This window comes from Bradyrhizobium sp. BR 1432 (assembly GCF_051547705.1).
Classification (GTDB): Bacteria; Pseudomonadota; Alphaproteobacteria; order Rhizobiales; family Xanthobacteraceae; genus Bradyrhizobium; species Bradyrhizobium zhanjiangense.
In genome coordinates, this window is record NZ_JBPUGF010000003.1 from 1,317,365 (window position 1) to 1,342,692 (window position 25,328).

Consider the following 25,328-nt stretch of genomic DNA (forward strand, 5'->3'; position numbering starts at 1 on the left):
AAAGCCGCCGTCAGGATCAGGACGATACCACGAAAGGCTCCGACCAGGCGCTGAACGATCCTTCGCGCTCGCGAATGGAAGAGGTAAAATGCGAGCGTCACTTACGGGGTTGAACTTGACCAAAATCCTGCTGGTCCGTCACGGTCACGTCGAAGGTATTCGTCCTGCCCGCTTTCGCGGACGAGAGGACCTGCCTTTGACCGGGCGAGGCCAAGCCGAAGCGCTCGCTGTCGCGCAGCGGATCGCGTCCAAATGGCGGCCGGAGCGGGTCTACACCAGCCCGCTGTCGCGCTGCGTCGCCACCGGCGCGGCCATCGCCACTGCGTGCGAGATCGAGGCGGAGAGCATTGAAGCGCTCAACGACATCGATTACGGCGCGTGGAGGATGAAGACCCATGAGGAAATGGCAGCTTCCGAGCCGATGCTTCACGCGACCTGGTTCAATACGCCCCACCTGATGCGATTTCCGGGAGGCGACTCCCTTCAGGACGTCGTTGCGCGCGCAGCGGACGCAGTCCGGCTCGCGCTCGAACGACACCCCTCTGGCACCGTCGTTCTGGTTTCGCATGATAGCGTGAACCGGGCGCTGCTTTTGCAGGTCGCGGACCTGCCGCTCTCCTCCTACTGGCGGCTCACGCAAGAGCCCTGTTGCATCAACGAGATCGAGATAACCAGCGATCGGATTCGTGTTCTTGCGATCAACGAGACCGCCCATTTAGACGGGATCGATCCGGCCTAGCTCAGCACACCGCCTCTTCTCGCCCAGGTTATTGAGCCGCTGACAGCCGACGGGATTGCGTCGACTGCTCGTCCCCTCCAAATACGTTCGCGTAGAGATCTTCCCCATAGCTCGTTTGCAGCGGCGTGGCTTCGATCAGCCGGAACGTCCGCGTGCCGTCCGGCTGGCGCTCCGACCGCAGGAACAGCGCATTCGGAAGCTTCTTCTGATGCATACGATGCGCGAACTGGTGCAGATGCGTCACGTAGCCGACCTTCACTCCCTTCTCCAGCAAGGCGGTCGCGATCTGCATCGCGATTTCCGATCCTTCCCGTTCATTGGTCGCCGCGAACAACTCATTCATGAGCATCATCGCGCCCGGACCAAGATGCTCAACGAGCTCGCTCATCCGGCTCAGCTCTTCGTCGAGCTTTCCACTCTCCATCGCGGCATCTTCTTCGCGCTTGAAATGGCTGAACAGCGCGGTCCGGACCTCGGCCGAAAACGTCTCCGCCGGGACGAACACGCCCGCCTGCATCATCAGTTGGGCGAGGCCCAGACTACGCAGGAACGTCGATTTGCCTCCCGAATTGGCGCCCGTGATCACGATGAGATCTTTGCCGGCGGTCACCAGATCGTTGCCGACGGGCACTCGGTTCATGCTGATCGCAAGACAAACGTCGTAGAGACCCAAGAACGACAATACGCTGCCGTCCAGCTCCACGGGCCTTGGAAGACAGGTGGGCGTGCCGAGCTTTTGAATGTGTTCGTAAAGGTTCAAGCAGCCCACATAGAAAGCAAGCTCAGTCCGCAGCATCTGAAAGAAGCTCGAAATGTGATCCATTGACTGGGCGAGCGCATTTGCCACCAGGTTGATACCCCGATCCCGCAATTCGGACAGAGCGCGGGCGCCGGCTTCGTCTCGCGGATTCAGATAGGACGTGTATCCTTCGGTGGTCGGCCACAGCCGGGCGAACCAGCCGAGATCCTTCCTATGCGGCTTGCGCAGGACGTAGTTGGTTGCCTTATTGCCCTTACCTAGTTGGGCGCTGACCAGAACCCCACCTTTGAATTTCAGCCGCTTCAGATGATCCTCGATCTCCTCAAAATACGGATCGCTCAGTTCAGCCCGGAGCATTTCGAATAATCTGGAGAATCCTCGTGAGTTGAACCGTCCAATGTTCCGGTCGGCCAAGGCTCGGAGCTTCCGTAAGGCCGGAACGAAGATGTCCAATATTTCGACGGCATGCGACAGCGTGCCGGTAGGGTAGCGCGACATCGGCGACCAATAGTGCTTTCTTTCGGCTTTCAATGCCTCGACCACGATGTCGTATGCCCGTCTGAGAGTCGGCCCGTGCTGCAGGCAGTCTCGCAGCACGTCCTGGCGATATTCGATCACGTCGAGTTCGCAAACTCCGTTGAGCAGCCCGACCAAGGCCACTTCCAACAGGAAGGCGTCACCACCGGCCATCGTGTTCAAGAGGATATCAAGTCCGAGATCCTGGTTCAGGGCGGCATGATTCCAGGGCAAGGCTTGATTGAGATCCAGTCCCGGCTCCTTCTGCCGGGCATAGGATCGATCTCGCCGCGATAGCAGCAGCGTCGGGTCGAAATCGCGCTGGATACAGCAGGAACGCCTTCATGGCTTGATGCGCTCCTTTACGCGCTGATGCGTCAGACCGTATTTCTGGGCGATCGCCATCGCATAAGCCAGGCCATCGGCAGTCCGCCGCTCGATCTTGAACGTGCGGACTGCCGGCTGGTCCGGTACAACCGTGCTCACCATCGAAACGGTCTCCGGACCGAACGTCGACAGCTCGTCGACGAACGTGACCCAGACGCCGAGCACATCCATGGCCGCGAGCTTCGTCATGACCTTCTGACTGAGGAATGTCTCGTCGCGAATCGTCGTGGAGGTGAAGATCTCATTCAAAATCACGATGGAGCGCCGCGTGACCCGCTTCAGGATCGAACGGATCCGAACCAGGTCGTCTTCCAGTTTGCCGCGTAGGTTTTCGACCTTCTCTTCCCGTTCGAAGTGCGTGAAGATCTGGTCGACCAGGTAAAGCTTGGCCCCTCGCGCCGGGACCGGGCATCCCAGGCTTGCAAGATAGTGCAATTGTCCGACCATGCGGGCGAAGGTCGTCTTGCCGCCCTGATTGGGTCCGGACACCACAATGAGCCGCTCCCTGCCCGTCAGATCAAAATCGTTGCAGACAACCGGTTTCTGCTCACCGACGTGTTTCAGCGCGAGCGCAAGGTCGAACCCCTCCCGGCAATGGACCTGTTTGGAGTTGTCGGAAACCTCGGGCAGGCACAACCGTAGTCCGGCCTGTTCGAGCCTCGTCGTCTGTTTCAAGTAAGCGAGATAGAACTGGACGTCCCTATCGAATCCTACGATGGCCTTGTCGAGAAATTCGACTTGCCGAGCGCAGAACGCTAGCAGGCGAGCAAACGGCTCCGGATTGAGGCGCGCCACCAACTGAAGCACTTTGGCTTCGATGTGGTTCATGTCCTCCGGCGCATCGTTGAATTTCGAGCGGTAGTCTGTGGCGGCGCCTTGCTTGAATCTCGCGAACGTCGCCTCAACTTCCGCGCTGTAGTCCGGCTCATCCTGGAGGTTCTTCACCGTGAACGAGGCCTCACGTATCACGATGCCGTATCTGACCTGCGACAGTTGGTCAGAGATGCTCTTGGCTTCATCGCGGAGAGCAACGAAATTGTCCTGCGCAATGTAGCCGGTCAGATAGTCGCGAATGCTCAGGAGCGCTCGGGACTTCATCTGAGATCGCGTCAGATCCGTCGCCAATTGATCGACCGCATTGCAGTAGATCTCTATTGCGTGGAGAAACCACATCTGCTTGTGAAATCGGTCGTAGAGCTTGGCCGATAGCGCCTTGTGGATCCGGGCATCCCTCATTCGCTCGGCGAAGTGTCTGATGTTGTCGAGGAGAGCCGGGTCTTCGAGATCGCGGAAGACTTCGTGACGATATTCAATGGCTTCAACCCGCTGCAGCGGGACGTGAAAAACAGGCTTGATGGCGTATTCTTCAAAGCCGGCCGTTATCGCGGCCACCAGCTGATCCAGATTCAGATCAGCGAAGAATTCTGGCGCTGCACTTTCCGGAGCGGCCGTAGAGTCCTCGGGCCGATCGAAGAGGACGCTTGGCACGATATCCGGCGCGCTTGGATGGCGTTCGCGTCCGTCAGACTCGGCCGTAAGCGGTGGTTGGGGGCGCGGATAAGACACAATAAAACTCCTCCAAAGCCGTGCTTCGGTAGGAGTCATCAGCCCCTCGGGGCGGTTCAGGCGAACCCCATCGCCAACATTGCAAACGAGTATACGTCCGATCTGGTTCCGGTCAACGAGCCACTAGCCGCCCCTCCATTTTCTTGCCCCAAGCGGGCGGCGCAATTAGACTATGCACGATATCGACGGGGATGGAGTGCCCCCGAAACCGCCGCAGGCTGATGACTCCTACCGCGCACCATCTCGGTGGTAGGAGACACAATGGCCGGCGTTCCCTTAGGATCTGATGGTTGCCGGCCTTCGCAAGCGGAGCGCCCACGCGTGCTTTTTTCCGCGTCCATGGTCGTCTGCTCACGTAGCGAGGCGGACCAAGATGGGGGCACAGAGCCATGAGAAGCCTGGCACGCCCCTCATTCTTCCGGATGTTCGACCTCCTCATAACCAGCACGAATCCGGGCATGAAACGATCCCGCTGGACGCATGATGGTGTCGAATTCGAGCGGGAGCGCCATAGTTTTTCGAGCTCCAGACATGGAATCGTCATCGAGATCTTCACCTTGTCCCGGTCAGGTCGCCCCGGCTGGTCGCTGATGGTCACGAAGGAGTATTGGTGGGCCGGACCGGAGGCTACGCCGTTCAAGAACTTGCGATGGGCGCGCCCCCTCGGCGGCCAGCGAAGCGACCTGTTCGACTGGCTGCGCGCGCAGGAGGCGGCACTCGAACGCTCGCTGTCGCTTGAGATGCCCCGCGACCAGGCCGAAGCGAATTCGCGGTCGATGCACGCCGACAATTCCGAGCACTCTTCACTCACCTGGAGTTCGGTCGATCATGGAGACAAAGATGAATAGTCCGCTTCCGGCCATCCAAGCTCTCGATGCATTCGAAATTCTCGAACTCGCGCGGCTATCCCACGCTTCGCGTCGTGGCAAGGCTCGACAATGGGCACGCCGGCACGGCTTCGGTGCCGTCCGGCGCCTCGACTGGACGCTACGAAGCGCTGGAGCTGCGCGATGGCGATATGGCGCGGTACGGCGGCAAAGGCGTGCTCAAGGCCGTTTCTCACGTCAATGGGATCATTCGGGATCGCCTCATGGGGATGGCTGCCTGCCCCCAGGAGCCCATCGACACGGCATTGATCGTGCTCGACGGCACCGAGAGCAAGATCAAGCTGGGTGCGAATGCGATCCTTGGTGTCTCCATGGCCATCGCGCGTGCCGCGGCTTCGGCGGCAGGTGTGCCGCTCTACTGCTATCTGGGCGGCGTCTCAGCAACGAGGCTCCCCGTCCCCATGATGAACGTCATCAACGGCGGGCGGCATGCCCAGAATTCGCTCGACTTCCAGGAATTCATGATAGTGCCCCATGGCGCCCCAAACTTTGCGGAAGCCGTCCGCTACGGGGCCGAGACCTTCCACGCGCTCCACGAGCTCCTACACAAGGCGGGGCACTCGACTGCGGTCGGCGACGAGGGAGGGTTTGCGCCCAACTTGAGGACTATCGAAGAGGCTTGCGAATTGATCGTTGAAGCGATCCGCAAGACGGGGTTGCAGCCCGGCACCGACGTTGCCCTTGCCTTCGATCCCGCAGCCAGCACCTTTGCAAATGATGGCAAGTACGTCTTCGCCAAATCCGGTGACAAGACCCTCTCGCGAGACGAGCTGCTTTCTCTCTACAACGGCCTGTTAGACGCTTATCCTATCGTTTCGATCGAGGATGGATTCGCCGAGGATGACTGGGACGGATTCCGCCTGCAGATGGCCGCTTGCGGCGACCGAATCCAGATCGTCGGCGACGATCTTTACGTCACCAATCCTCGTTTTATCCAGAAGGGTATCGATAGCAGAGCGACCAATGCGGTTCTGATCAAGCTGAACCAGATCGGCACGGTTACCGAGACCATGAAGGCGGTGCAGATGTGCCGCGATGCTGGTTGGGGCTACGTAATCTCGCATAGATCGGGCGAGACCGAGGACACGTTCATTTCCGACTTTGCGGTTGCCATGGGCGGTGGACAGATCAAGGCTGGATCACTGTCCCGCAGCGAGCGGCTCGCAAAATACAATCGCCTGCTCGAAATCGAGCGCGAACTTGGCCCTGCGGCGGTCTACGAAAGCCCATTTCTGACGCATTAAGGCGGAGCGAATGCACCTACGGAGCTGTCCGCGAGTTGCGATTCATCTATTTCGGCGTGGTAGCCGCACGAAGATCGTGGTGCCCAGGGGCGGAATCGAACCACCGACACTGCGATTTTCAGTCGCATGCTCTACCAACTGAGCTACCTGGGCGTGCTCCAAGAGAGGGGCCAAAGCCCATCGAGCGGGCGGTTTATAGTGGGCTAGAAGCGGCCTGTCCACCCGGCTTCGCCTGAAGGCTGCGCCGGGCGTGGCCCGGCTGTGCACAAGGTGGGGCGGGCTCGCCGCGGCTGGCACGCGGCGCTTCTTGAGCTCACCAAATCATTGATATCGCTTGTTATTCCACGTCATCGGTCTCGTCGTCGCGGCCGGGGATGACGTAGGAGCCTTTCAGCCAGCGGTTCAAATCGACGTCGCGGCAGCGCGAGGAGCAGAACGGGCGGGTGGCCTCTGACTGCGGCTTGCCGCAGATCGGGCAGGTCTTGAGGGGGGCGGCGGGCGTTTTGACGTGATCGTTCATGGTCGGAGCAGCTTACACGAGGTGAGGCAGGTCAAGCGCCGGCCGGCAAACGAGTTCCTCGGGCGAGGGCGCATGCATGGGGTTGTTTTCGCGTTTTTTGTCGGCGGCGCTGTGGTGCTCACACCGCGGTGCCGTTGAGCCAGCCGAAGCGGGTCGGAAAGCCCTCGCCGCCGAGCAGGGCCGTGGTCTCGTACAGCGGCAGGCCGACCACGTTGGTGTAGGAGCCGACCATCTTGACCACGAACGAGCCGGCGATGCCCTGCACGGCATAGCCGCCGGCTTTGCCGCGCCATTCGCCGGAGCCGATATAGGCCTGGATGTCGTCTTCCGAGAGGCGCTTGAATCGGACGCGGGTCTCGACCAGGCGCTGGCGGAAGGCCTCGCGCGGCGTCACGAGGCAGATCGCAGTGTAGACCCGGTGGTTGCGGCCCGACAGCAGCCGCAGGCACTGCGCGGCTTCGTCGACGAGGTTGGCCTTGGGCAGGATGCGGCGGCCGACCGCCACCACGGTGTCGGCAGAGAGGATGAAGGCGCCGCGCAGCTCGTCATCCAGCTGCACCGATTTCAGCGCCGCATCGGCCTTGGCCCGGGCGAGGCGGTTGGCGCAGGCGCGCGGCAGCTCGCCCCGCTTCGGCGTCTCGTCGACGTCGGCCGGCCGGAGCGCATCCGGCTCGATGCCGGCCTGGTTGAGCAGCGACAGGCGTCGCGGCGAACCGGAGGCAAGTACGAATTTGGGGCGGCCGAGCATCAGGTGATTTGGGGGATGAAGCAGGGAGTGAATTTCGCGCGGAACCTATCGGAAGGGGGCCGGTTTCACAACCCGGGAACCGGAGGTTTGGTGATTCGAGGTTGCCAACACGCGTGTGCCTGCGCTCTGTGACGCGGGTGTTACGGTCGCCGCATGCTACCCGCTCGCCGCACCCGCCTTTGCGAATCGCCGGCGGATGCGCATCAAGAGCTGATCGCAGACCTCGCGATAGGCGGCGAGCTTCTGGTCACGGCTGCCTTCGATGGTGGTGGGATCCTGCGTCGGCCAGTATTCGACGTCGGCGGCGAGCGTGCGGGTCAGCTCCAGTGCCCTGTGGTGCGCCTCCGGCGACAGCGTGATGATGAGGTCGAAGTTCAATCCCTCCCAGTCCTCCAGCTCCTCGAAGGTCTGCGGCCTATGGGCGGAGATGTCCTGGCCGAGCTCGGCCATCACGGACACCGCAAACGGATCGAGGTCGCCCTTCCTGGTGCCGGCCGACCTCACGTAGAGGCCCTGCGGAAACATGTGCTGCAACAGGCTCTCAGCCATCGGCGAGCGCACGCTGTTCATCGCGCAGGCGAACAGCACCGATTGCGGATCGCGTGCGCGTGGGGGCGCAGCCATCCGCTTTTATCCTTTCCAATGCAGGACGGTAATGAGCGTGAACAGCCGGCGCGAGGTCTCGAAGTCGACCCGCACCTTGCCCTTCAGCCGCTCCTGGAGCGTGCGCGATCCCTCATCATGGATGCCGCGGCGGCCCATGTCGATGGCCTCGATCTTGTCCGGCGTCGCGGTCCGGATCGCCTGATAGTAGCTGTCGCAGATCATGAAATAGTCCTTCACGATCCGCCGGAACGGCGTCAGCGACAACAGATGCGCGACGACAGGCGTGCCGTCCTCGCGGCGGATGTCGAACATCAACCGGTTGCCGGTGATGCCGATATGCAGCGTGAACGGGCCCTGCCCGTCGGCGCCGTCGGGCGCGAACAAATTCTGCTCGATCAGGTCGTAGATCGCGATCGCGCGCTCGTGCTCGATGTCAGGCCCGGAACGGCCGATCGAGTCCTCGTCGAGCGTGACGCCGACGATGCGATTGTTGGAGTCGTCCTGTTCGGGCGGCTTTGTCATGACAGATTGAGGCGCAATCCAATCGAGCGCGAATGGGCGTCCAGCCCCTCCGCCTTGCCGAGCGTCATCGCGGCCGGGCCCAGCGCACGCAGCTGATCCGGGCCGCATTTCAGGATCGAGGTGCGCTTCATGAAGTCGTGCACCGACAGCCCTGAGGAGAATCGCGCCGAACGCGCAGTCGGCAGCACGTGGTTGGAGCCACCGACATAGTCGCCGATCGCCTCCGGCGTATGCGCCCCCAGGAACACCGCACCGGCGTTGCGGATCTTTGCGGCGAGCGCATCGGGATCAACAGTCATGATCTCGAGATGTTCGGCGGCGATCGCGTCCGCGAGCGGGATGGCGTCAGCAAGATCCTTGACCATGATGATGGCGCCGAAATCGGCCCACGAGGCGACTGCGATCGCGGCGCGCGGCAGCGTCTTCAGCTGCGCTGCGACCGCCTTCTCGACGTCGGCGGCAAGCCGCGCGGAATCGGTGATCAGGATCGATTGCGCGCTGGCATCGTGCTCGGCCTGTGCCAGCAAGTCCGCGGCGATCCAGTCGGCATTGCCGGTGTCGTCGGCGATCACCAACACCTCGGAGGGACCGGCGATCATGTCGATGCCGACCTTGCCGAACACCAGCCGCTTGGCGGCAGCGACATAGGCGTTGCCCGGGCCAACGATCTTGGCGACCGGCGCGATCGTCGCGGTGCCGTGCGCGAGCGCGGCCACGGCCTGGGCGCCGCCAACCCGGTAGATCTCGGTGACGCCGCCGAGCGAAGCCGCCGCCAGCACCAGCGGATTGAGCTTGCCGTCGGGCGAGGGCACCACCATGACGAGCCGCGCAACGCCGGCGACCTTCGCAGGCACGGCGTTCATCAACACCGAGGACGGATAGGCCGCGGTACCGCCGGGCACGTAGAGGCCGGCGGATTCGATCGCGGTGTAACGCCAGCCGAGCTCGACGCCGAGCGGGTCGGTAAAGCGTTCGTCCGCCGGGAGTTGGCGGCGGTGATAGGTCTCGATGCGGTCGCGCGCGAGCTTCAGCGCATCCAGCGTCGCGGCATCGCAGGCCTTTGTCGCGGCTTCGATCTCGGCGGCGGTGACGCGCAGCCCCGATGCATCCAGCGTCAGCCGGTTCGAACTTTGCCGTGGCCTCGAGCAGGGCTGCATCGCCCCGCCTGGCGACATCGTCGACGATCGCGCGCGCGGCGGCCTCGACGTCGGCCGAGACCTCGCGCTTGGCGGCGAGGAAGGCCGCGAATCGCTGGTCAAAATCGGCGCTGCTGCGGTCGAGACGAACGGGCATATTGGCTTGGCTTCTGGCTGGTCTTTTGGGGGGATTGGCTCACCCGCCCCCCTGCTCAATGGCGCGGCCGGGAAGCGGCGTCAACCCTTGGGCCCGGCCGTTCCCCTCCGGCGTCGTCCTGGCGACGGCCAGGACCCATTACCACCAGCGGATGTGTGGAGGCGCAATTGGGCCACATCTCGTTTCAACAACGAAGCCTTGGGGTTATGGGTCCTGGCTTTCGCCAGGACGACAGCGGATTGCGTGGCCTTGGCATGCCACCTCACCCCTCCCCCGCGATCCCTGGTCCCGTTCCCAGCGCGTCCGCCCCGAGGTCGGTCAGCTCGCATTCCAGGCATTCGACGTCGAGGCGGATGGCGCCGCCCTGGGCGAACAAAAGCAGGGCGCTGCCGCCGGGCTCCTCGCTGCGGCCGTCCTGGGGGTGAAACTCGATGCCGACGAGGTCCAGGATCTCGTCCGGCGTGGCGAGGTCGATGTTGCGCGATTTGCAGGCAAGCACGCGATCGAAGCGGAGCGCGGCAACCAGCCGGCGCGGCTCGGCCTCGCCTTCCAGCGTCTGCTCCCAGTCCAGCCGGCTCATGCCGATGACAAGCCGCTTCTCGCTCTGCCGCCAGATGATGTCGGAGGCCTGGACACGGGCGTCCTGGACATGGGTCGAGATCACCGCGAGATCGTCAGCATCGAGTGCGATCAGTTTGAGTTGGGGACACATCGCCGGCGCTTCTCCTTCAGGGCGGACAGGACTCAACGCGCGCGGGCGCCGAAATTTCCGCTGCAAGCTAACTGTCCCGTACACTTGAGGCTATTGATATCCTCCCATCTCCAGCACGTTCAGCGGATAGCCCTCCCGGGCGACGCAACCCTCACCCGTCTCGCCGCTACGCCATAGCCGATGCGAAGCATCGGCGTTCTAAGGACGGCGGCCGAAGGCCGCCTATGCCACCCTCTCCCGCAAGGGGAGAGGGTAAGAGTCGTGAAGCTCACTCTTTGAAAAAGGCCAGGAGGTCCGCGTTGATGGTCTCGGCGTGCGTGGTCGGCATGCCGTGCGGGAAGCCCTTGTACGTTTTCAGGATGCCCTTCTTCAGCAGCTTGGCCGACAGCGGCGCGGAATCGGCGTAAGGCACGATCTGATCGTCATCGCCGTGCATCACCAGCACCGGCACCGTGATCTTCTTCAAATCCTCGGTGAAGTCGGTCTGCGAGAACGCGACGATGCCGTCGTAATGCGCTTTCGCGCCGCCCATCATGCCCTGGCGCCACCAGTTCTGGATCACCGCCTCCGACGGCTTGGCACCGGGACGGTTGTAGCCATAGAAAGGACCCGCGGGGAGGTCGCGATAGAATTGCGTACGGCTAGCGGCGAGTTGCGCCTGGAGACCGTCGAACACGCTCTTCGGCAGGCCGCCGGGATTGGCAGGGGTCTGCACCATCAGCGGCGGCACAGCGGACAGGATCGCCGCCTTCGCGACGCGGCTTTCGCCGTGACGCGCGATGTAGTGCACGACCTCGCCGCCGCCGGTGGAGTGGCCGACATGAATGGCGTTCTTGAGGTCGAGATGCGCGGTGAGCGCGGCAAGGTCGTCGGCGTAGTGATCCATGTCATGGCCGTCGGCGACCTGCGTCGAGCGGCCGTGGCCGCGGCGGTCATGGGCGATGACCCGGTAGCCGTGCGTGACGAAGTACAACATCTGCGCGTCCCAGTCGTCGGCCGAGAGCGGCCAGCCGTGGCTGAACACGATCGGCTGGCCCGAGCCCCAGTCCTTGTAGAAAATCTCGACGCCGTCTTTGGTGGTGATGGTGGGCATGGATTGCTCTCTTTCGGTGAAAATCATCTGCGCGACGCGCGAACAAGCACGCGCCGATGATCCGCAGATAGTTGCGCGAGACTCCGAATGCGATGCATCGCGTCAACTGGGAACGTTGAGAATCGTGTGATCAGGCAAACGCCATCGGCCTGAAGCGGCGCCAGGCGCCGATGGTCAGTAGCACGAAGAACACCAGCACGATGCCCTGCACCACGGCGAAGACCGGCCCCGACGGCGGCGCCGGCGGCACGGCGGGTGCAAGCGCGGCGAGCGCCGGCACCTTCAGGAACGACTGGATCACGAGCACGAAGACGTTGAAGTAGAGCGAGACCATCGCGGTCACGATGTAGACCGGGCGCCAGACGCCTTGGAGCTTCATGCCGTAGAGCGCGATGCAGGCGATCGCGAGCAGCACCAGCGAGATGATACCGATGATGTGCGAGGGCAGCAGCTCTTTGAAGGGAAACAGGAAGCCGGTTGCGCTGGTGAGGATCGTGAACAGCAGGAAGATCGCGGTGAGGCCGGGCATCGACTTCGAGCCGAGCAGGCCGAACATCACGACGAGGCCGGCGGCGATGGCGATCAGGCTGATGATGACATGGATCAGTGTAAGCGCGGGCAGGCTCAATCCAAGCACCATGGCATCTCTCCTACTCTCCGCATTGAGACGATCAGAGTAGTATGACGGTCCTCATGGGATTGTCACGTGCGTTGGTGTCCCACATGTGCGCGCAGCCATGCGTCATCGTGCGAATTGACAAACGCATGTTCCGATTTCTTGCAGCGCTGTCACGAACGACGGCAGTTTGTAGCCCGGATGGAGCGCAGCGAAATCCGGGGATCTCGCTTGTAGATGCTGCTGTCCCGGATTACGCTTCGCTCCATCCGGGCTACGAGCTTTCAATCGATCGTTGCAACATCGGCCCGCGATCGGCGGGCCGATGCGACGCGGCTCACACTTCCTTGGTGTCGAAGATCAGGAGGTCGGCACCGCCGCTGGCGAATTTCGGCACGTCAGCGCCGGTCGCCTTGCCTTCCGGGCTGCCGAATGCGGCCTGGATGTCGGCCACGCTGTCAAAGGTGAGAACGGCGACGAGATGAATTCCGGAAGGCCCAGTGGGGGAGCTGACCGGTCCCTTGCTGACGGCGTATTTCTTCAGGCCGGGAAGTTTCTTCGCGAGTGGAATGTGCGTCTCGGCATAGTACTTGTCGAAGGCAGCAGCATCCTTGGGCGTTTTGTAGAGCACGACGATTTCAGCCATTTAGTCCTCCCAATGAATCTTTTGTTCGTTCCACGAGCAATACGCCTCGCGACGAGGGGATAGTCTGCACCAAGCGGCGCGATGGCAAGCCACATTCGTCTTGCCATTCCCTTGTCTTGTCCTTGCCTAAAGCGCCGGTTTTGCGGCGTCGCCGAGATAGCCGTGCAAGGAGGCCACGACCTGCGCGCCTTCGCCGATAGCGCCGCCGACGCGCTTGACCGAGCCGGAGCGGACGTCGCCGACGGCGTAGACGCCGGGCACCGAGGTCTCGAGCGGCGCCACCAGCTTGCCCTGGTTCTGCTCGGACTGCGCGCCTGTCACGACGAAGCCGCCGCGATCGAGCGTGACGCCGCAGCCGTCGAGCCAGGAGGTTGCGGGATCCGCGCCGACGAACAAAAAGAGATTGCGGATATCGGCGGCGTCCTCGTCGCCCGACAAGCGACTCTTCCAGCGGATGCGCCGCAGCAGCGCGGCCTCATCGCCTTCGAGCGCCGTGATCTCGGTGTTGAACATCAATTCGATGTTCGGCGTCGCTTCGATGCGCTCGATGAGATAGCGCGACATGCTGGCCCCCAAGCCGCCGCCACGGATGATCATCAAGACTTTCTTCGCATGACCCGACAGGAACACGGCGGCCTGGCCTGCCGAATTGCCGGCACCGACCAGCGCCACCTCCTCGCCGGCGCAGAGCCGCGCCTCGACCGGCGAGGCCCAGTACCAGACGCCGCGTCCCTCGAACTTGTCGAGGTTCGCGATCTCCGGCCGGCGATAACGCGCGCCGCTCGCGACCACCACCGCGCGTGAGCGCAAGGGATCGGCGCCGTCGAGTGCCACCGAAAATGCGCCGTCCTTGCGCGTGCAGTCGAGCGACTTCACCGTCACAGGAATCATGATGTCGGCGCCGAACTTCTGGGCCTGGGTGAAGGCGCGCGCGGTCAATGCCTGGCCGGAAATGCCGGTCGGAAAGCCCAGATAGTTTTCGATGCGCGCGCTGGCGCCGGCCTGGCCGCCGAACGCGCGGGTGTCGAGCACGGCGACGGACAAGCCTTCGGACGCCGCATACACGGCGGTAGCGAGCCCGGCCGGTCCGCAGCCGACGACAGCAACGTCGTAGATGCGGTCACCCTTTGCTCCGCCGATCATGCCGATGGCGCGCGCAAGCTCGGTTTCATCGGGATTGCGCAGCACCGCGCCGCTCGCGGCGACGACCAGCGGCCAGTCCTCCGGCTTGGGCGAATAGCGCGCGATCAATTCGGCCGCATCGCGATCGTTTTCGGGATCGAGCAGATGATGCGGCTGGCCGTTGCGGGTGAGAAAGCCCTGCAGGCGCACCACGCCGGCCGAATGCGACGGACCGATCAGCACGGGACCGCCGATGCCGCCCTGGATCAGATTGACCCGGCGCAGGATCAGCGCCCGCATGATGCGCTCGCCAAGCTCGGCCTCGGCGACCAGCAGCGCGCGCAGCCGCTCCGGCGCCAGCAGCAGCGTCTCGACATCGCCCTCTGCGCGGCCGTCGACCAGCGCCGGCTGTCCCGAGAGCTGGCTGAGCTCGGCCAAAAATTGCCCCGGCCCCTGGTCGATCACCGGGGTGACATGGCCAAGGCCATCGCGCTGGGTGATGGCGACATGGCCCTTCAGCACGACGAACATGCCGGGTCCCGGCTTGCCAGTCTCGAACAGGAACTCGCCGTCGGCATAGCGGCGGACCTCGCCGAAATGCCTGATACGTTCGATCTCGGCAGGCGTCAGCGCCGGAAAGGTCTGCTCGGGGCGGGTGAACCGCGACATCAGCGCGTCGCGATCGGTTCGTTGCTGTCCGTCCTGCCCCATTGCCACTGTCATGCACTCCAAAATGTTAGCCGTCGGCCTTGCCGGCGGGCCCCTCATTCAGGGACTCGTCGTCGTTGTGCGAGGGCTCGGCCATTGCGGCGCGTTCGCGCGCCTGCACCTTCCGCCGCTTCAGGTTTTCGCGCAGGGCGGATTTCAGCCGGTCCTGTCGTCCGTCATGGCCGCGTGCTGCGGCTTTATCGGTCTCGTCGATCATCATCCGGGCTCATCAAGAAGGGGCCGCGTCGCGGTTTAGCATGCCCAAGGAATACGACAGCTCAAGAGGCCCGCGCGATCCGATCGTGCGAACTTCAAAATGGGCCGAATCTGACCGCACAGCCAACTGGCCAATTGGCTGGGGACGGCACTGGGACCAAAATCGTCCAAAATCGGTCATTTCGGGGCAAAAAGGCCGTCTCCGCCAGGCAGCGGGCCGATTTTCTCGATTTGGCGGGGCCGGCAAGCTTGCACATGAGGGGGCCTTGTGGCATCCATCGCCCCGCTTGGCGGGCCCAGTCGCGGCCCGATTCTGTGCCAGCATTTGCTGCCGTAGCTCAGTGGTAGAGCACTCCCTTGGTAAGGGAGAGGTCGACAGTTCAATCCTGTCCGGCAGCACCAGTGTTCCACACATGACAAGGCGTTCTCGCGGCGTGAAGTGCCCGAGTTTTGCTCTATTCCGTGCCCCTCTTCGGTGAAGAGGGCGCAGGGAAGGCCGGGTGCCGGCTGGCACCCATGGTCCGCTGCGCGAAGAATTTGCACACGCAAATGCGCAGGCGGAGAACAGGTGGGCCGGAAAACACCCGGCCTTCCCTGCGCGATGGTTTGACGGCTTATGCCTGCTCTCCCCGGAGCCGAGTTCCTTCTGGCCTCCGTCACCTTGCGAATTGACGATGCGTCGCGACCCGGTTGAGCCCAGAAGCATCTCCGCAAGGCTTGACCGTAGCAACGACGGTCAGGACCACATGGTTTTGCCGTACGCAGCGATCCGGCTTCGCCCATAAGGCTCCGCCGGACCAGAGGCGCCGTCCGTCCGCACGCAGAAAGGACCTCACGAGGTTCATCTCGCCCTGGCCCCACCTTCGCGTGCCCGACGCTGCCGCGTCCACCGCACCCCGGTCCACGTTTCGTTACGACGTACGATCGTCCCTCTCCCCGGACCGGGATGACAGGGAGAATGCCGAAATTCCGAATTTCGGTAAAGTGGAATATTTTTGTGGCGGGGGATTGACGGGATTTTGCGGGAGGCGAGTGTGTTGCCCGACGGGACAAAATCGTCGCGACCGACATCAGCTATTGAACTCGAAGCGGGAGTTCTACTGAACGGCCATGTCGCCTGAAATCACGTGGTGTTTGGACCCTCGCTGGGGTAATTTCTTGTTGCAACTGATAACCGCGAGCGCATCATTTCCACCGCGACATCAAGGGAGGACGATCATGACCTTCCGCGCACGAAGCCGTTTTGCTTTCTTCGTTTTATTCTCGCTACTGACTACGGCTGACGTAGTTCGCGCGGGCAGCGAGGACGAAGTGAAGGCTCTTTTTGCAAGATTTGTCGCCGCACAAAACGCTCACGACCTCAAGGAGGTTGGCGAGCTTTTGCACGATTCGGCTCAGTTTTTGTGGATCACGCGTGGCGCGGCTATCTGGGGCCACGACGCAGCACTCAAGCGTTTCGAGGCCTTGTATCAAGGCACTTGGTCCCTCGACCCGAAGATGGACGAACTGAAGGTGATCGAATTGCAGACGGGAGTCGCGCAACTCTACGTGCCGGTGACCTTCATGATTTCACCGTCTGGGCAGACTGCGCAGCCTACACGGTTTCTGATGAATCAAGTGCTGGTGAAGACGGGTGACGGTTGGAAGATAACGAGCATTCTTCCAATTCCTGCGCCTCAGCCATAAACCAAATTTTTTCGAATGGGCTACGGACGATGTGGCGCGAGCTTTTCGAAAAGATGCAGTCGCACTGTCCGTTTGCCTCCCAAATTCGTGGTGATAGTGTCACAATCCGCGGTCTGTCCGGGAGGACACAATGGGATGGTTTGACCGGCTGTTTGGGAAGGACGTTGGCGCCTGCGACCCCACTCCTTGCGAGATTTAGGCGGAAATCACGGGTAGCGACTGATCCTGATCTTCTGAAGATTGCCAAAGACCGAAAAGGGCATGTCTCGCGGAGAGCCGTGAGAGATGAATATAATCGGCTGCTTCTGGAGAAGTACGCGCACGATAAGTCGTGACGTCTAAAGCGCGATGAGATGAGTGGCGTAGCCCGGATGGAGCGAAGCGTAATCCGAGACACCTGCACTGCGGGACGGACCCCGGATTGCGCTTCGCTCCATCCGGGCTACGAACTGCATCGCAGATAGAGTTTCATCTCGCAGGGGTTTGCTCTTCGCTTACCTGCTGTGCGGCGAAGCGATCGTCAGCACGGCGTAGCCTTCGGCAAAGCTCGCGATTGATGTTCTGCAGGACGATCACATAGGCGTGGATGTCGGCCTTGTAGCAAGCGTAGAGCTTTTGGGCGGTCAGCTCGTACAGCACGGTCGGACTCTCCGCGACCACGGTGGCGGAGCGATTTTGCATTTCAATCAGCGTCATCTCGCCGAAGAAATCGCCTCGCTCCAGACCGGAAATCGGGATGACGCTCCCCTTATTGGTCCGTTTGCTCACCGAGAGCCGACCGGATTCGACGATGAACATCGAGCGTCCCGGCTCACCCTCCGCCACGACGGTTGCTCCGGCATCGAAGCGGCGCTCGACCAGCATCGAAATCAGGAGATCGAGGCTTGGGTCCGGAAGACCGCCGAAGAACGGCGTCGCGAGCAGGAACGCTTTCAGATCGGGAGCGCTGACAGCCATCGCGCAAGGATACGCTCCATCGCCATCAGCGGCAAGCAGAGCTCGTAGGATGAGCGGACGCGAAAACCATCAACAGTTCGAAGGCGAAACATGATGGGTGGATTTGCAAGTGCCCTACCCATCCTGCGCGCGGCCACTACATGTGTTTCTTGCAAGATGCGCATGATTGCCCAGCCCCTCCACACCGGTACCCCCGCACATGATCCCCTTCTCCATCCTCGACCTCGCGCCCATCCGCCAAGGTGGCGACGCCGCGCAGGCGTTTCGCAATTCGCTCGATCTCGCGCAGCATGCGGAGGCCTGGGGCTACAAGCGGTTCTGGCTGGCCGAGCATCACAACATGACGGGGATCGCCAGCGCGGCGACGTCGGTGGTGATCGCCCATGTCGCGGGCGGGACCAAGACGATCCGGGTCGACTCCGGCGGGATCATGCTGCCGAACCATTCGCCGCTGGTGATCGCCGAGCAGTTCGGCACGCTGGAGTTGCTTGATCCCGGGCGGATCGATCTCGGGCTCGGGCGCGCGCCGGGCACCGACCAGTTCACAGCAAAGGCGTTGCGGCGCGATCTCGCCACGGCTGCCGAGAACTTTCCGCATGACGTGCTGGAATTGCAGGCGCTGCTCGGCGATGTGCAGCCGAACCAGGCGATCCGCGCCGTGCCCGGCATGGGGACCAGGGTGCCGCTATGGATTCTGGGATCGAGCACCTTTGGCGCGCAGCTTGCCGCGATGCTCGGGCTACCGTTCGCGTTCGCCTCGCATTTCGCGCCGCAGATGATGATGCCGGCGCTGCGCGAATATCGCGCTCGCTTCGAGCCATCGGCGCAGCTCGACAAGCCCTATGCGATGATCGGCGTCAATGTCTTCGCGGCCGACAGCGATAAGGAGGCGCAGCGCATGTTCTCATCGCTGCAGCAGCAGTTCATCAATCTGCGCCGCGGTACGCCGGGGCCGCTCCCGCCGCCGACTGGCGACATGGACGCGCTGTGGTCGCCGGCGGAGAAGGCCGGCGTTGCGCAAGCGCTGTCCTGCTCCGCGGTCGGCTCGCCCGCGATGGTCGAGGAGAAGCTGAAGGCGCTGATCGCCGAGACCGGCGCGGACGAGCTGATGACCACCGGGCAGATCTACGACCACGCAGCCCGGCTGCGCTCGTTCGAGATCGCGGCGGAGGTGCGGGATCGGCTGGCGAGGCGGCAGGAGGCGTGAGCGCTGGAGGCTGTCAGATCAGGCCTGGCTGCTGCAACGACGAAGGTGCACTCCCTCTCCCGCTTGCGGGAGAGGGTCGGGGAGAGGGTGTTTCCGCAATGGGACGATCCCCAAGAGGAGAAAGCCCTCACCCGGCGCTTCGCGCCGACCTCTCCCGCAAGCGGGAGAGGTGAACGAGCCGCCGCAGTAATCGATGCAGTCGAAAGCCATCTCGCTTTAGGGGGCGGCGCAGGTGAAGTTCTCAGCCTTCTCGATGCTGCCACTGCCGAGATAGCGGGCCTGGCGAGGATAGGGCACAAGGGCCGACTGCGTTCCGGCCAGGGCGTTGTCGCGCCCGCGCGAGCCTCGATGCTGTCAGGCGCGCGGCCCTGCTCGACCCAGGTCACCAGTGGGGTCAGAACGTCAAAGCTGTCGGTGGCAGGGCCTCCCGAACAATGGTTCATGCCGGGCACGAGGAAGAGGCGGGCGAATTCGGCCGTCTCCTTCTCCCCGCCCGCAGCATTCGTGAGCCGCTTGTACCAGTCCAGAGTATCCAGCGCAGAGAACGTCGGATCGCTGACGCCGTGATAGAGCAGCAGCTTGCCGCGCCTTTGACGGAAACCGGAGAGATCGACTGAATTTGCGGAGATCGCCTGCACGGAGGTCTCAGGCATCGCCGCGCTCGTGCCGAAAATTCTCGCATGGGCGGCTGTGACATCCACGGTGCGGTAAAAGTCGTAGACGGCCTCCGCTTCATTAGCCAGGGGCGATTGAGGCGGGGTCATGTAGAGATAGGCCAGGGTCGCGCCAAAGGACACGTTGAAGGCGTTGACGCGGCTGTCGGGTGCCGTGCCGAGAATCCAGCGCCGCCATCCAGCCGTGGCGATTCCCGAGTCATAGGGATATGGCGCATAGATCCGACGTCCCTGCGCCGTAGTTGGCCCCTGGAAATGGTTTTCGAGAGCTGCCACCTGCGCGGCGGAGAGACAGCTTGCCGTCTTCTCGGCGGTACACTGCAGCGTACGCGGCGAAAAACGACAGGCAGGCACATTGTCGATGATGCCGTCGGCGAGACCATCGCCTTCATCACAGGACTGAACGATCGCCCTGGAGAGCAATTCCATGTCCGCCTGGGACAGAGCCTGCGCCAGAATGGGGCGGCCGTCCGAAGCTTTCGGCGAGATCGCCGCAAAGCCTTGCGTCGAAGCGGCCCCCGCAAGACCCTTCTCCGGCATTCGAAAGGCCGGTGCGCCGGCGGCAACGCCATCGAAGTGATCCGGGAAGCGCTGCGTGATCGCCATTCCGTGCCGCCCGCCGTTGGAGCAACCCAGGAAATAGGAGTAGCTTGGCAGGCGGCCGTAATAGGCCCGGATGAATTGCCTGGCCTGCCGCGTCACGACATCGTCGGCGCGATAGCCGAAATCGATGCGCGCCTGCGGGTCGAGGCCGAATTTGGCGCCACCAAGGGGACCCGGCGCATTGCTGTGTCCAGCATCCGTCGTGACCGTCGCGTATCCCTGATTGAGCGCGCTCGGCTGTCCGCCGCCGGGCTGCGCATCTCCGCTGCCGAGAACACCGTCAGTGCCTCCCTGCCCCTGGAACACGAAGCGACCGTTCCATGCTTCCGGCAATCTGAGATGCAGACCAATGGCGAACTTCTGACCCTCGGCGCCGGTTCGCTCGTCCAGATAAGCGATCACTTCACAATGGGCGGCCAGTCCATCGGCCGCCGGACGCAGCTGGGCCTCGCTGACGCGCATCGCCGGACCGGACTCCGATTGGAGCCGATCGCATGTGGTTACGGGCGAGCCGGTGTCGCTGCCCGCTGCCGCGGTTGCGATAGAGACGGCGCACCCCACGAAAGCAAGCGCCGCACTCAGCCAGGAACGGTGATGCAGCCTTCGCAGTGCCGAGATAATCGACATGCGGCCCCCCGATCGTGAACGCCCCGGTTAATCCGGAAAGCCGAACAGCTTCGCCGGATTGTGCACCAGGATCTTTTCCAGCTCCGCCTGGTCGGGCGCGTAGCGGTACAGCAGCTCGAGCAGATCGGCATCATTCGGCGGCTGCTTGACCGAGACCGGGTGCGGCCAGTCGCTGGCCCAGACGCAGCGGTCGACCGCTGCCTCGATATAGGCGCGCGCGATCGGGATCACGTCGTCGTAGGGGGCCCCGGTCTTCGAGGTCTTCTCGCCGAGCGACAGCATCACCCAGAAATTGCCCTTGCCGAGCAGCTCCAGCATCTTGCGCAAATTCGGATCGTCCTTGCCGGCTGCGGGATCGGGGCGCGCCATGTGGTCGATCAGCACGGGCACGTCGAGATTCTCGTACTTGGCGACGCTGGACATGATGCCGTCCTTCTCGGGCTGGATCTTGACGTACCAGCCGAGCTCGCGGATGCGGGCGATGGCGCGGGCGAAATCGGCGTCCGACAGCACGGCGCCGAGCTCCTGGCGGAAGCTGAAGCGCGCGCCGCGCACTCCGGCGTCGTGCAGCTTGGCCAGATAAGAGTTGCTCGCCTCCGCGAACACCAAGGCGTTGGCGCAGCCGCGATAGTTCGGGCCCATCGCAGCGAGGCCGTCGAGCACGACGGCATGGTCAGCGCCGTAAGTGGTGGTCTGCACGATGATGCCGCGCTCGATGCCGAGCGCCTTGTGCATGCGCAGCGCCGCTTCCCAGGTCGCGGTCGGCATCCGATAGGCCGCACCGGGGCGCTCCGGATATTTGTCGATCGGCCCGAGCACGTGAAACTGGCTGTCCACGGTCCTCGGCGGCGGCGCCTTGACCGGGCGGCGCGGATTGGGATCGAACGGCAGATAGGTCGGCATGCGCAAAACTCCCTCAGTCGATCACGGCGGTGAAGTCGCACTGCACCAGCGCGCCGCCGTCCATGTTGTCCATCGGCAGCGCGTGGCGCGCCGGTCGCGAATGCTCGTCCGGAAACATCTTGAGCCACTCGACATTGACGGGACCGCGTTGCGAACGGTCCTTCAGCCACACCGTCATCTTGATGATGTCATCCGTGGTGCCGCCGGCGGCCTCCACCGTCGCCTTCATATGCGCGAACATGTTGGCGCATTGCGCGTCCAGGCTCTCGGGCATGACGCCAGCCGCATCGCGGCCGAGGATGACGCCCGACATCACGAGATTGCCGATGCGGCAGGCGTTCGGGATCGGATTGGCATGCTTGAAGCCGCCGATATGGATGCTCTTGCGCCGCGATTGACCACTCATGGTGCGCTCCCTTCTTGTTGTTGGTTCAGACGAACTGGCACGACACCGAGCCGAACGCGCCGTAATCGGCATGAAAGGTGTCGCCGCGCCGGATGTCGACCGGCCGCGTGAACGATCCCGCCAGCACCACCTCGCCGACCGCGAGATATTCGTCATGCGGCGCGAGGCGGTTGGCGAGCCAGGCGATGCCGTTGGCGGGATGATTGAGCACGCCGGCGGCAAGCCCGGTCTCCTCGACCTCGCCGTTGCGGAACAGGAGCGCGCCGATCCAGCGCAGGTCCGCATCGAGAGGGCGGAACGGCCGGCCGCCGAGCACCAGCGCCGCGTTGGCCGCATTGTCGGAGATCGTGTCCATCACCTTGCGGGTCTTGCCGGTCTCGGGATCGACGCGGTGCATGCGCGTCTCCAGGATCTCGAGCGCCGGCGTGACATAGTCGGTGGCGTTGAGCACGTCGAAGATGGTGCAATCGGGCCCGCGCAGCGGGGCCTTCAGCACGAAGGCGAGCTCGACCTCGATGCGCGGTGCGTGGAAGCGGTCGAACGGAATCTGCGTGGCGTCGGCATAGAACATATCGGCGAACAGCACGCCGTAATCGGGCTCATTGATGCCGACCGCGTTCTGCATCGCCTTCGAGGTCAGGCCGATCTTGTGGCCCTTGATGACGCGGCCGCGGCCGAGCTGAAGTTTCGTCCAGGCGCGCTGGACCGCGTAGGCATCCTCGATGCTGAAGTCCGGATATTCTTTCGTGAACATCGGGATCAGCGCCTTGGTGCGCTCGGCTTCATCGAGGCGCGCGGCGAGGCGCTCGATCGTCGCAGCATCCAGCATGATCTATTGCTCCGCGGCCACGGTGTTGCGCAGCACGCCGATGCGGCTCGATTCGACTTCGACGACGTCGCCCACCTTGAGCCAGCGCGGCGGATCGAAGCGCGCGCCCGCCCCGGTCGGCGTGCCGGTCACGATCATGTCGCCGGGCTTCAATGTGGCAAAGGTGGAGAGATAGGAGATCAGGAAGTTCGAACGGGAACATCAGCCGCTCGGTGGTGTCCTGCTGCCGCACCTCGCCGTTGACGCGCGTGATGATGTCGTGCGGCCCGCGCGGGTCGAGCTGGTCGGCGGTGACGATCCACGGGCCGATGCTGCCGGAGCGGTCGAAATTCTTGCCCTGCGTGACGTTGAACTTGCCGTGGCGCAGCCAGTCGCGGATCGTGCCCTCGTTGCACAGCGTCATGCCGAAGATGTGCGACCACGCTTTTTCCCGCGGGATGTGACGGCCGCCCTGCCCGATCACGATGACGAGCTCGCCTTCATAGTCGAGCTGGTCGGAGACCTCAGGCTTCTCGATCGGCTGGCCGGAGCCAGTCATCGACGACATGCTGCGCACGAACAGGCTCGGATATTTGGGCAGGTCCGAATTGTCCTTGTACTCGGCGTTGCGCTCGGCGTAGTTGACGCCGATGCACCAGAGCTTTTCCGGCGCCAGCACCGGCGGCAGCAGGACGAGTTTTTCCAGCGCGTAGTCTGGCTTTTGCCCGGCGACCGCCTCCTGCGCATCGGCAAGCGCGTTGGCAGCGATCAGCGCTTTTACATCAGAGAAGTCACGGCCGATCCGCTTGGTCAGATCGACGACACCGCCTTCGACGGCCGCGCCGTAGCGTGGCTCTCCGTCCACGAGATAGCTTACGAGTTCGCATCGTCGTTCTCCAATGATGTCGCGGGCGCGGCCGGGGCCAGCGCGCTCAGTCGGTTCGATTTGGGAGTTTGGAAGACGGTGTTCAGCGTCACGATCTCGCCGAGCCGGGCATAGCGCGGCCCGCCGATGCGCGCGATCGGATCGAGCGCCTTTGTCTCGATCTTGCCGTCCTTCACGAGGCCGTCGCGAATGTGGAACATGACGACCTCGCCGACGATGAGCCGGCTGCGGGCCTCGCCGAATTCCAGGCACTGTCGAAAGCGGCATTCCATTGCAACCGGCGCGGCGGCGAGCCGACGCACCTTGATGAGCTCGCAGGCCAGCGTTTCGAGCCCGAGATGGTCGACCTCGCTGATTTCAGGCGGATGCTCGACCGAGCTGTCATGCACCGCGGACATCAGCGGGGTAGCGGCGATGTGGATCACATATTCCTCGGTATCGAGGATGTTGTGCGCCGTGTCCTTGTAATCGGCACCCTTGCGGCCGACGCTGATGGCGAGCATCGGCGGCTTCTGCGAGACAAAGGTGAAGGCGCTGAAGGGCGCGAGGTTGAGCACGCCGGAACGCGACAGGCTCGTGACCCAGGCAATGGGACGCGGCACCACGATGCCGGTCATCAGGCGGTAGATGCGCTCGGCGCCGAGCTCGCTGGGATCGATCCGCATCGATCAATCCGCCCTGATGTTGGCCTTGCGCACCACCGGAATCCATTTGGCGTCCTCGCGCGCGAGATAGGCCTTGAACTCATCAGGCGTCATCACTGTAGCCTCCCCACCGAGCTTTTCGAACTTGTCGACCACGGCCGGGTCCTTCAGGATCGCGACCAGCGTCTGGTGCAGCTTGTCGACGATCGGTGCCGGCGTGCCCGCAGGCGCGAACAGGCCGGTGAAGGTCTGGCCGTCAAAGTCCTTGTAGCCGAGCTCGGCAAAGGTCGGCACGTCAGGCAGCGACTTCAGGCGGTGCGGGCTGGTGACGGCGATCGCGCGGAACAGGCCGGCCTTGATGTGCTGGAGGCTGACCGTGAGCTGGTCGAACGCGAACTGCACCTGGCCGCCGAGCAGATCGTTGATCGCCGGCGCGTTGCCGCGATAGTGCGCGGTGACCCATTGCAGCTCGAGGTTGGACTGCATCAGCTCGCTGAGCAGATGGTTGGTGGTGCCAGGCCCCGGCGAGGCCATGGTCAGCTTGCCGGGCTCGCGCTTGGCGAGATCGATGAATTCCTTGAACGTATTGGCCTGCACGGACGGATGCACCTCGAGCACCAGCGGCGTCATCGAAATGGTCGAGATCGGCAGGAAGTCCTTTTTCCAATTATAGGCCTCGCGCTTGTTGATCTCGGTCGCGAACAGCACCGGGCCGTTGGCGCCAACGAACAGCGTGTAGCCGTCGGGCGCGGATTTCGCGAAGGCTTCGCCCGCGATCATGCCGCCGGCGCCGGCCTTGTTCTCGATGATGAAGGGCTGGCCGAGCTTTTCCTGGAGCTTGTCGGCGATGATGCGCGCCGCGCTGTCGACATTGCCGCCGGCCGGATAGGGCACGATCAGCTTGACGTTGCGCGCCGGCCATTCCTGGCTTGATGCGGGCCCTGCCAGCATCGCAACTGCAGCAGCGATGGCAATCCAGATTAATCTCATGTTAACCTCCCGGCGGCGCGTCCATTTCCACGTCGG

At 63.3% G+C, this 25,328-nt stretch carries 23 protein-coding genes, 2 tRNA genes, 3 pseudogenes and 2 riboswitches; of the genes and pseudogenes, 6 read left to right on the forward strand and 22 right to left on the reverse strand.

Features of this window, described 5'->3' with window-relative positions:
- Positions 1–115 precede the first annotated feature (115 nt).
- The gene (locus ACSKB8_RS06405) at positions 116–739 is read left to right on the forward strand and encodes a histidine phosphatase family protein (RefSeq protein WP_438103287.1); all 624 of its coding nucleotides are present in this window, start codon (positions 116–118) and stop codon (positions 737–739) included.
- Positions 740–767: 28 nt separating this feature from the next.
- Here ACSKB8_RS06405 and ACSKB8_RS06410 read toward each other — a convergent pair whose 3' ends face one another.
- Positions 768–2,249: a MutS-related protein gene (locus ACSKB8_RS06410; protein WP_438103289.1), complete on the reverse strand. Its 1,482-nt coding sequence runs from the start codon at positions 2,247–2,249 to the stop codon at positions 768–770.
- Between the two features lie 108 nt (positions 2,250–2,357).
- Complete coding sequence (locus tag ACSKB8_RS06415) at positions 2,358–3,968, reverse strand: MutS-related protein (RefSeq protein ID WP_438103291.1); 1,611 nt, start codon at positions 3,966–3,968, stop codon at positions 2,358–2,360.
- Between the two features lie 22 nt (positions 3,969–3,990).
- Positions 3,991–4,052, reverse strand: a riboswitch (Fluoride riboswitch).
- 94 nt (positions 4,053–4,146) lie between these two features.
- A riboswitch (Fluoride riboswitch) is annotated at positions 4,147–4,206 on the forward strand.
- A gap of 184 nt (positions 4,207–4,390) precedes the next feature.
- Here ACSKB8_RS06415 and ACSKB8_RS06420 point away from each other — a divergent pair.
- Positions 4,391–4,816 (forward strand): hypothetical protein, encoded by a 426-nt coding sequence (locus ACSKB8_RS06420; protein ID WP_438103293.1) that lies wholly within the window; start codon positions 4,391–4,393, stop codon positions 4,814–4,816.
- A gap of 26 nt (positions 4,817–4,842) precedes the next feature.
- Positions 4,843–6,099: a phosphopyruvate hydratase gene (gene eno, locus ACSKB8_RS06425; RefSeq protein ID WP_438103295.1), complete on the forward strand. Its 1,257-nt coding sequence runs from the start codon at positions 4,843–4,845 to the stop codon at positions 6,097–6,099.
- A 77-nt stretch (positions 6,100–6,176) separates the two neighbouring features.
- Here eno and ACSKB8_RS06430 read toward each other — a convergent pair.
- The 12 genes and pseudogenes from ACSKB8_RS06430 to ACSKB8_RS06485 all read right to left on the reverse strand — a co-directional run bounded on the left by ACSKB8_RS06430 (position 6,177) and on the right by ACSKB8_RS06485 (position 14,902).
- Positions 6,177–6,252 (reverse strand) — tRNA-Phe (locus tag ACSKB8_RS06430).
- A gap of 184 nt (positions 6,253–6,436) precedes the next feature.
- The gene (yacG, locus tag ACSKB8_RS06435; protein WP_130215572.1) at positions 6,437–6,619 is read right to left on the reverse strand and encodes a DNA gyrase inhibitor YacG; all 183 of its coding nucleotides are present in this window, start codon (positions 6,617–6,619) and stop codon (positions 6,437–6,439) included.
- Positions 6,620–6,737: 118 nt separating this feature from the next.
- The gene (locus ACSKB8_RS06440; RefSeq protein WP_370989174.1) at positions 6,738–7,367 is read right to left on the reverse strand and encodes a Maf-like protein; all 630 of its coding nucleotides are present in this window, start codon (positions 7,365–7,367) and stop codon (positions 6,738–6,740) included.
- Between the two features lie 156 nt (positions 7,368–7,523).
- Entirely contained in the window at positions 7,524–7,991 is a 468-nt protein-coding gene (locus tag ACSKB8_RS06445; RefSeq protein ID WP_128942888.1) for a low molecular weight phosphatase family protein, read from the reverse strand.
- 6 nt (positions 7,992–7,997) lie between these two features.
- Positions 7,998–8,495 carry a UPF0262 family protein gene (locus ACSKB8_RS06450; protein ID WP_091895172.1) on the reverse strand — a complete coding sequence of 166 codons (498 nt, stop codon included), beginning with the start codon at positions 8,493–8,495 and terminating at the stop codon, positions 7,998–8,000.
- A pseudogene (hisD, locus tag ACSKB8_RS06455) lies at positions 8,492–9,788 on the reverse strand (histidinol dehydrogenase). The gene ACSKB8_RS06450 and the pseudogene hisD overlap by 4 nt, the downstream one beginning before the upstream one ends.
- A 262-nt stretch (positions 9,789–10,050) precedes the next feature.
- The gene (locus tag ACSKB8_RS06460; RefSeq protein WP_438103298.1) at positions 10,051–10,500 is read right to left on the reverse strand and encodes a DUF2948 family protein; all 450 of its coding nucleotides are present in this window, start codon (positions 10,498–10,500) and stop codon (positions 10,051–10,053) included.
- A gap of 268 nt (positions 10,501–10,768) precedes the next feature.
- Positions 10,769–11,593, reverse strand: coding sequence for an alpha/beta fold hydrolase (locus ACSKB8_RS06465; RefSeq protein ID WP_438103300.1), 825 nt, complete (start codon positions 11,591–11,593; stop codon positions 10,769–10,771).
- 130 nt (positions 11,594–11,723) lie between these two features.
- A complete protein-coding gene (locus ACSKB8_RS06470) occupies positions 11,724–12,233 on the reverse strand; it encodes a hypothetical protein (protein ID WP_091895184.1) in 510 nt (169 codons plus the stop codon).
- Positions 12,234–12,546: 313 nt separating this feature from the next.
- Positions 12,547–12,855: an EthD family reductase gene (locus ACSKB8_RS06475; protein WP_438103302.1), complete on the reverse strand. Its 309-nt coding sequence runs from the start codon at positions 12,853–12,855 to the stop codon at positions 12,547–12,549.
- A gap of 126 nt (positions 12,856–12,981) precedes the next feature.
- Positions 12,982–14,688, reverse strand: a complete 1,707-nt coding sequence (locus ACSKB8_RS06480; RefSeq protein ID WP_438110435.1) for an FAD-dependent oxidoreductase — start codon at positions 14,686–14,688, stop codon at positions 12,982–12,984.
- A 25-nt stretch (positions 14,689–14,713) separates the two neighbouring features.
- Positions 14,714–14,902 (reverse strand): hypothetical protein, encoded by a 189-nt coding sequence (locus ACSKB8_RS06485; protein ID WP_438110437.1) that lies wholly within the window; start codon positions 14,900–14,902, stop codon positions 14,714–14,716.
- Positions 14,903–15,228: 326 nt separating this feature from the next.
- Here ACSKB8_RS06485 and ACSKB8_RS06490 point away from each other — a divergent pair.
- A tRNA-Thr gene (locus ACSKB8_RS06490) sits at positions 15,229–15,303 on the forward strand.
- Positions 15,304–16,119: 816 nt separating this feature from the next.
- Positions 16,120–16,587, forward strand: a complete 468-nt coding sequence (locus tag ACSKB8_RS06495) for a nuclear transport factor 2 family protein (protein ID WP_438103304.1) — start codon at positions 16,120–16,122, stop codon at positions 16,585–16,587.
- A gap of 468 nt (positions 16,588–17,055) precedes the next feature.
- On the opposite strand, the gene ACSKB8_RS06500 is transcribed toward ACSKB8_RS06495, so the two are convergent.
- Positions 17,056–17,544, reverse strand: coding sequence for a Crp/Fnr family transcriptional regulator (locus tag ACSKB8_RS06500; RefSeq protein ID WP_438103305.1), 489 nt, complete (start codon positions 17,542–17,544; stop codon positions 17,056–17,058).
- A 199-nt stretch (positions 17,545–17,743) separates the two neighbouring features.
- Between ACSKB8_RS06500 and ACSKB8_RS06505 the strand changes: the two genes are divergently transcribed.
- Positions 17,744–18,751, forward strand: coding sequence for an LLM class flavin-dependent oxidoreductase (locus ACSKB8_RS06505; protein ID WP_438103307.1), 1,008 nt, complete (start codon positions 17,744–17,746; stop codon positions 18,749–18,751).
- Here ACSKB8_RS06505 and ACSKB8_RS06510 read toward each other — a convergent pair.
- From ACSKB8_RS06510 to ACSKB8_RS06540, 7 genes and pseudogenes are all read right to left on the reverse strand, one after another.
- Positions 18,670–20,490 carry a tannase/feruloyl esterase family alpha/beta hydrolase gene (locus tag ACSKB8_RS06510; RefSeq protein WP_438103309.1) on the reverse strand — a complete coding sequence of 607 codons (1,821 nt, stop codon included), beginning with the start codon at positions 20,488–20,490 and terminating at the stop codon, positions 18,670–18,672. The two genes, ACSKB8_RS06505 and ACSKB8_RS06510, sit on opposite strands and share 82 nt — an antisense overlap.
- Positions 20,491–20,682: 192 nt before the next feature.
- Complete coding sequence (locus tag ACSKB8_RS06515; RefSeq protein ID WP_438103311.1) at positions 20,683–21,558, reverse strand: amidohydrolase family protein; 876 nt, start codon at positions 21,556–21,558, stop codon at positions 20,683–20,685.
- 13 nt (positions 21,559–21,571) lie between these two features.
- Entirely contained in the window at positions 21,572–21,964 is a 393-nt protein-coding gene (locus ACSKB8_RS06520) for a RidA family protein (protein WP_128931108.1), read from the reverse strand.
- Between the two features lie 25 nt (positions 21,965–21,989).
- Positions 21,990–22,793 carry a 2-oxo-hept-4-ene-1,7-dioate hydratase gene (gene hpaH / locus ACSKB8_RS06525; protein ID WP_438103313.1) on the reverse strand — a complete coding sequence of 268 codons (804 nt, stop codon included), beginning with the start codon at positions 22,791–22,793 and terminating at the stop codon, positions 21,990–21,992.
- 3 nt (positions 22,794–22,796) lie between these two features.
- A pseudogene (locus ACSKB8_RS06530) lies at positions 22,797–23,673 on the reverse strand (fumarylacetoacetate hydrolase family protein).
- A gap of 41 nt (positions 23,674–23,714) precedes the next feature.
- Positions 23,715–24,323 (reverse strand): annotated as a pseudogene (locus ACSKB8_RS06535) (flavin reductase family protein); the annotation flags it as partial.
- A gap of 3 nt (positions 24,324–24,326) precedes the next feature.
- Positions 24,327–25,292, reverse strand: coding sequence for a Bug family tripartite tricarboxylate transporter substrate binding protein (locus ACSKB8_RS06540; RefSeq protein ID WP_438103315.1), 966 nt, complete (start codon positions 25,290–25,292; stop codon positions 24,327–24,329).
- Between the last annotated feature and the right edge of the window lie 36 nt (positions 25,293–25,328).

Excerpts from the sequence above, each read along its gene's own strand:
- ACSKB8_RS06420 (WP_438103293.1), top strand. The coding sequence starts at position 4,391 with ATGTTCGACCTCCTCATAACCAGCACGAATCCGGGCATGAAACGATCC.
- eno (WP_438103295.1), top strand. The coding sequence starts at position 4,843 with ATGCATTCGAAATTCTCGAACTCGCGCGGCTATCCCACGCTTCGCGTC.
- yacG (WP_130215572.1), bottom strand. The coding sequence starts at position 6,619 with ATGAACGATCACGTCAAAACGCCCGCCGCCCCCCTCAAGACCTGCCCG.
- ACSKB8_RS06440 (WP_370989174.1), bottom strand. The coding sequence starts at position 7,367 with ATGCTCGGCCGCCCCAAATTCGTACTTGCCTCCGGTTCGCCGCGACGC.
- ACSKB8_RS06445 (WP_128942888.1), bottom strand. The coding sequence starts at position 7,991 with ATGGCTGCGCCCCCACGCGCACGCGATCCGCAATCGGTGCTGTTCGCC.
- ACSKB8_RS06450 (WP_091895172.1), bottom strand. The coding sequence starts at position 8,495 with ATGACAAAGCCGCCCGAACAGGACGACTCCAACAATCGCATCGTCGGC.
- ACSKB8_RS06460 (WP_438103298.1), bottom strand. The coding sequence starts at position 10,500 with ATGTGTCCCCAACTCAAACTGATCGCACTCGATGCTGACGATCTCGCG.
- ACSKB8_RS06465 (WP_438103300.1), bottom strand. The coding sequence starts at position 11,593 with ATGCCCACCATCACCACCAAAGACGGCGTCGAGATTTTCTACAAGGAC.
- ACSKB8_RS06470 (WP_091895184.1), bottom strand. The coding sequence starts at position 12,233 with ATGGTGCTTGGATTGAGCCTGCCCGCGCTTACACTGATCCATGTCATC.
- ACSKB8_RS06475 (WP_438103302.1), bottom strand. The coding sequence starts at position 12,855 with ATGGCTGAAATCGTCGTGCTCTACAAAACGCCCAAGGATGCTGCTGCC.
- ACSKB8_RS06480 (WP_438110435.1), bottom strand. The coding sequence starts at position 14,688 with ATGGGGCAGGACGGACAGCAACGAACCGATCGCGACGCGCTGATGTCG.
- ACSKB8_RS06485 (WP_438110437.1), bottom strand. The coding sequence starts at position 14,902 with ATGATCGACGAGACCGATAAAGCCGCAGCACGCGGCCATGACGGACGA.
- ACSKB8_RS06495 (WP_438103304.1), top strand. The coding sequence starts at position 16,120 with ATGACCTTCCGCGCACGAAGCCGTTTTGCTTTCTTCGTTTTATTCTCG.
- ACSKB8_RS06500 (WP_438103305.1), bottom strand. The coding sequence starts at position 17,544 with ATGGCTGTCAGCGCTCCCGATCTGAAAGCGTTCCTGCTCGCGACGCCG.
- ACSKB8_RS06505 (WP_438103307.1), top strand. The coding sequence starts at position 17,744 with ATGATCCCCTTCTCCATCCTCGACCTCGCGCCCATCCGCCAAGGTGGC.
- ACSKB8_RS06510 (WP_438103309.1), bottom strand. The coding sequence starts at position 20,490 with ATGCGCGTCAGCGAGGCCCAGCTGCGTCCGGCGGCCGATGGACTGGCC.
- ACSKB8_RS06515 (WP_438103311.1), bottom strand. The coding sequence starts at position 21,558 with ATGCCGACCTATCTGCCGTTCGATCCCAATCCGCGCCGCCCGGTCAAG.
- ACSKB8_RS06520 (WP_128931108.1), bottom strand. The coding sequence starts at position 21,964 with ATGAGTGGTCAATCGCGGCGCAAGAGCATCCATATCGGCGGCTTCAAG.
- hpaH (WP_438103313.1), bottom strand. The coding sequence starts at position 22,793 with ATGCTGGATGCTGCGACGATCGAGCGCCTCGCCGCGCGCCTCGATGAA.
- ACSKB8_RS06540 (WP_438103315.1), bottom strand. The coding sequence starts at position 25,292 with ATGAGATTAATCTGGATTGCCATCGCTGCTGCAGTTGCGATGCTGGCA.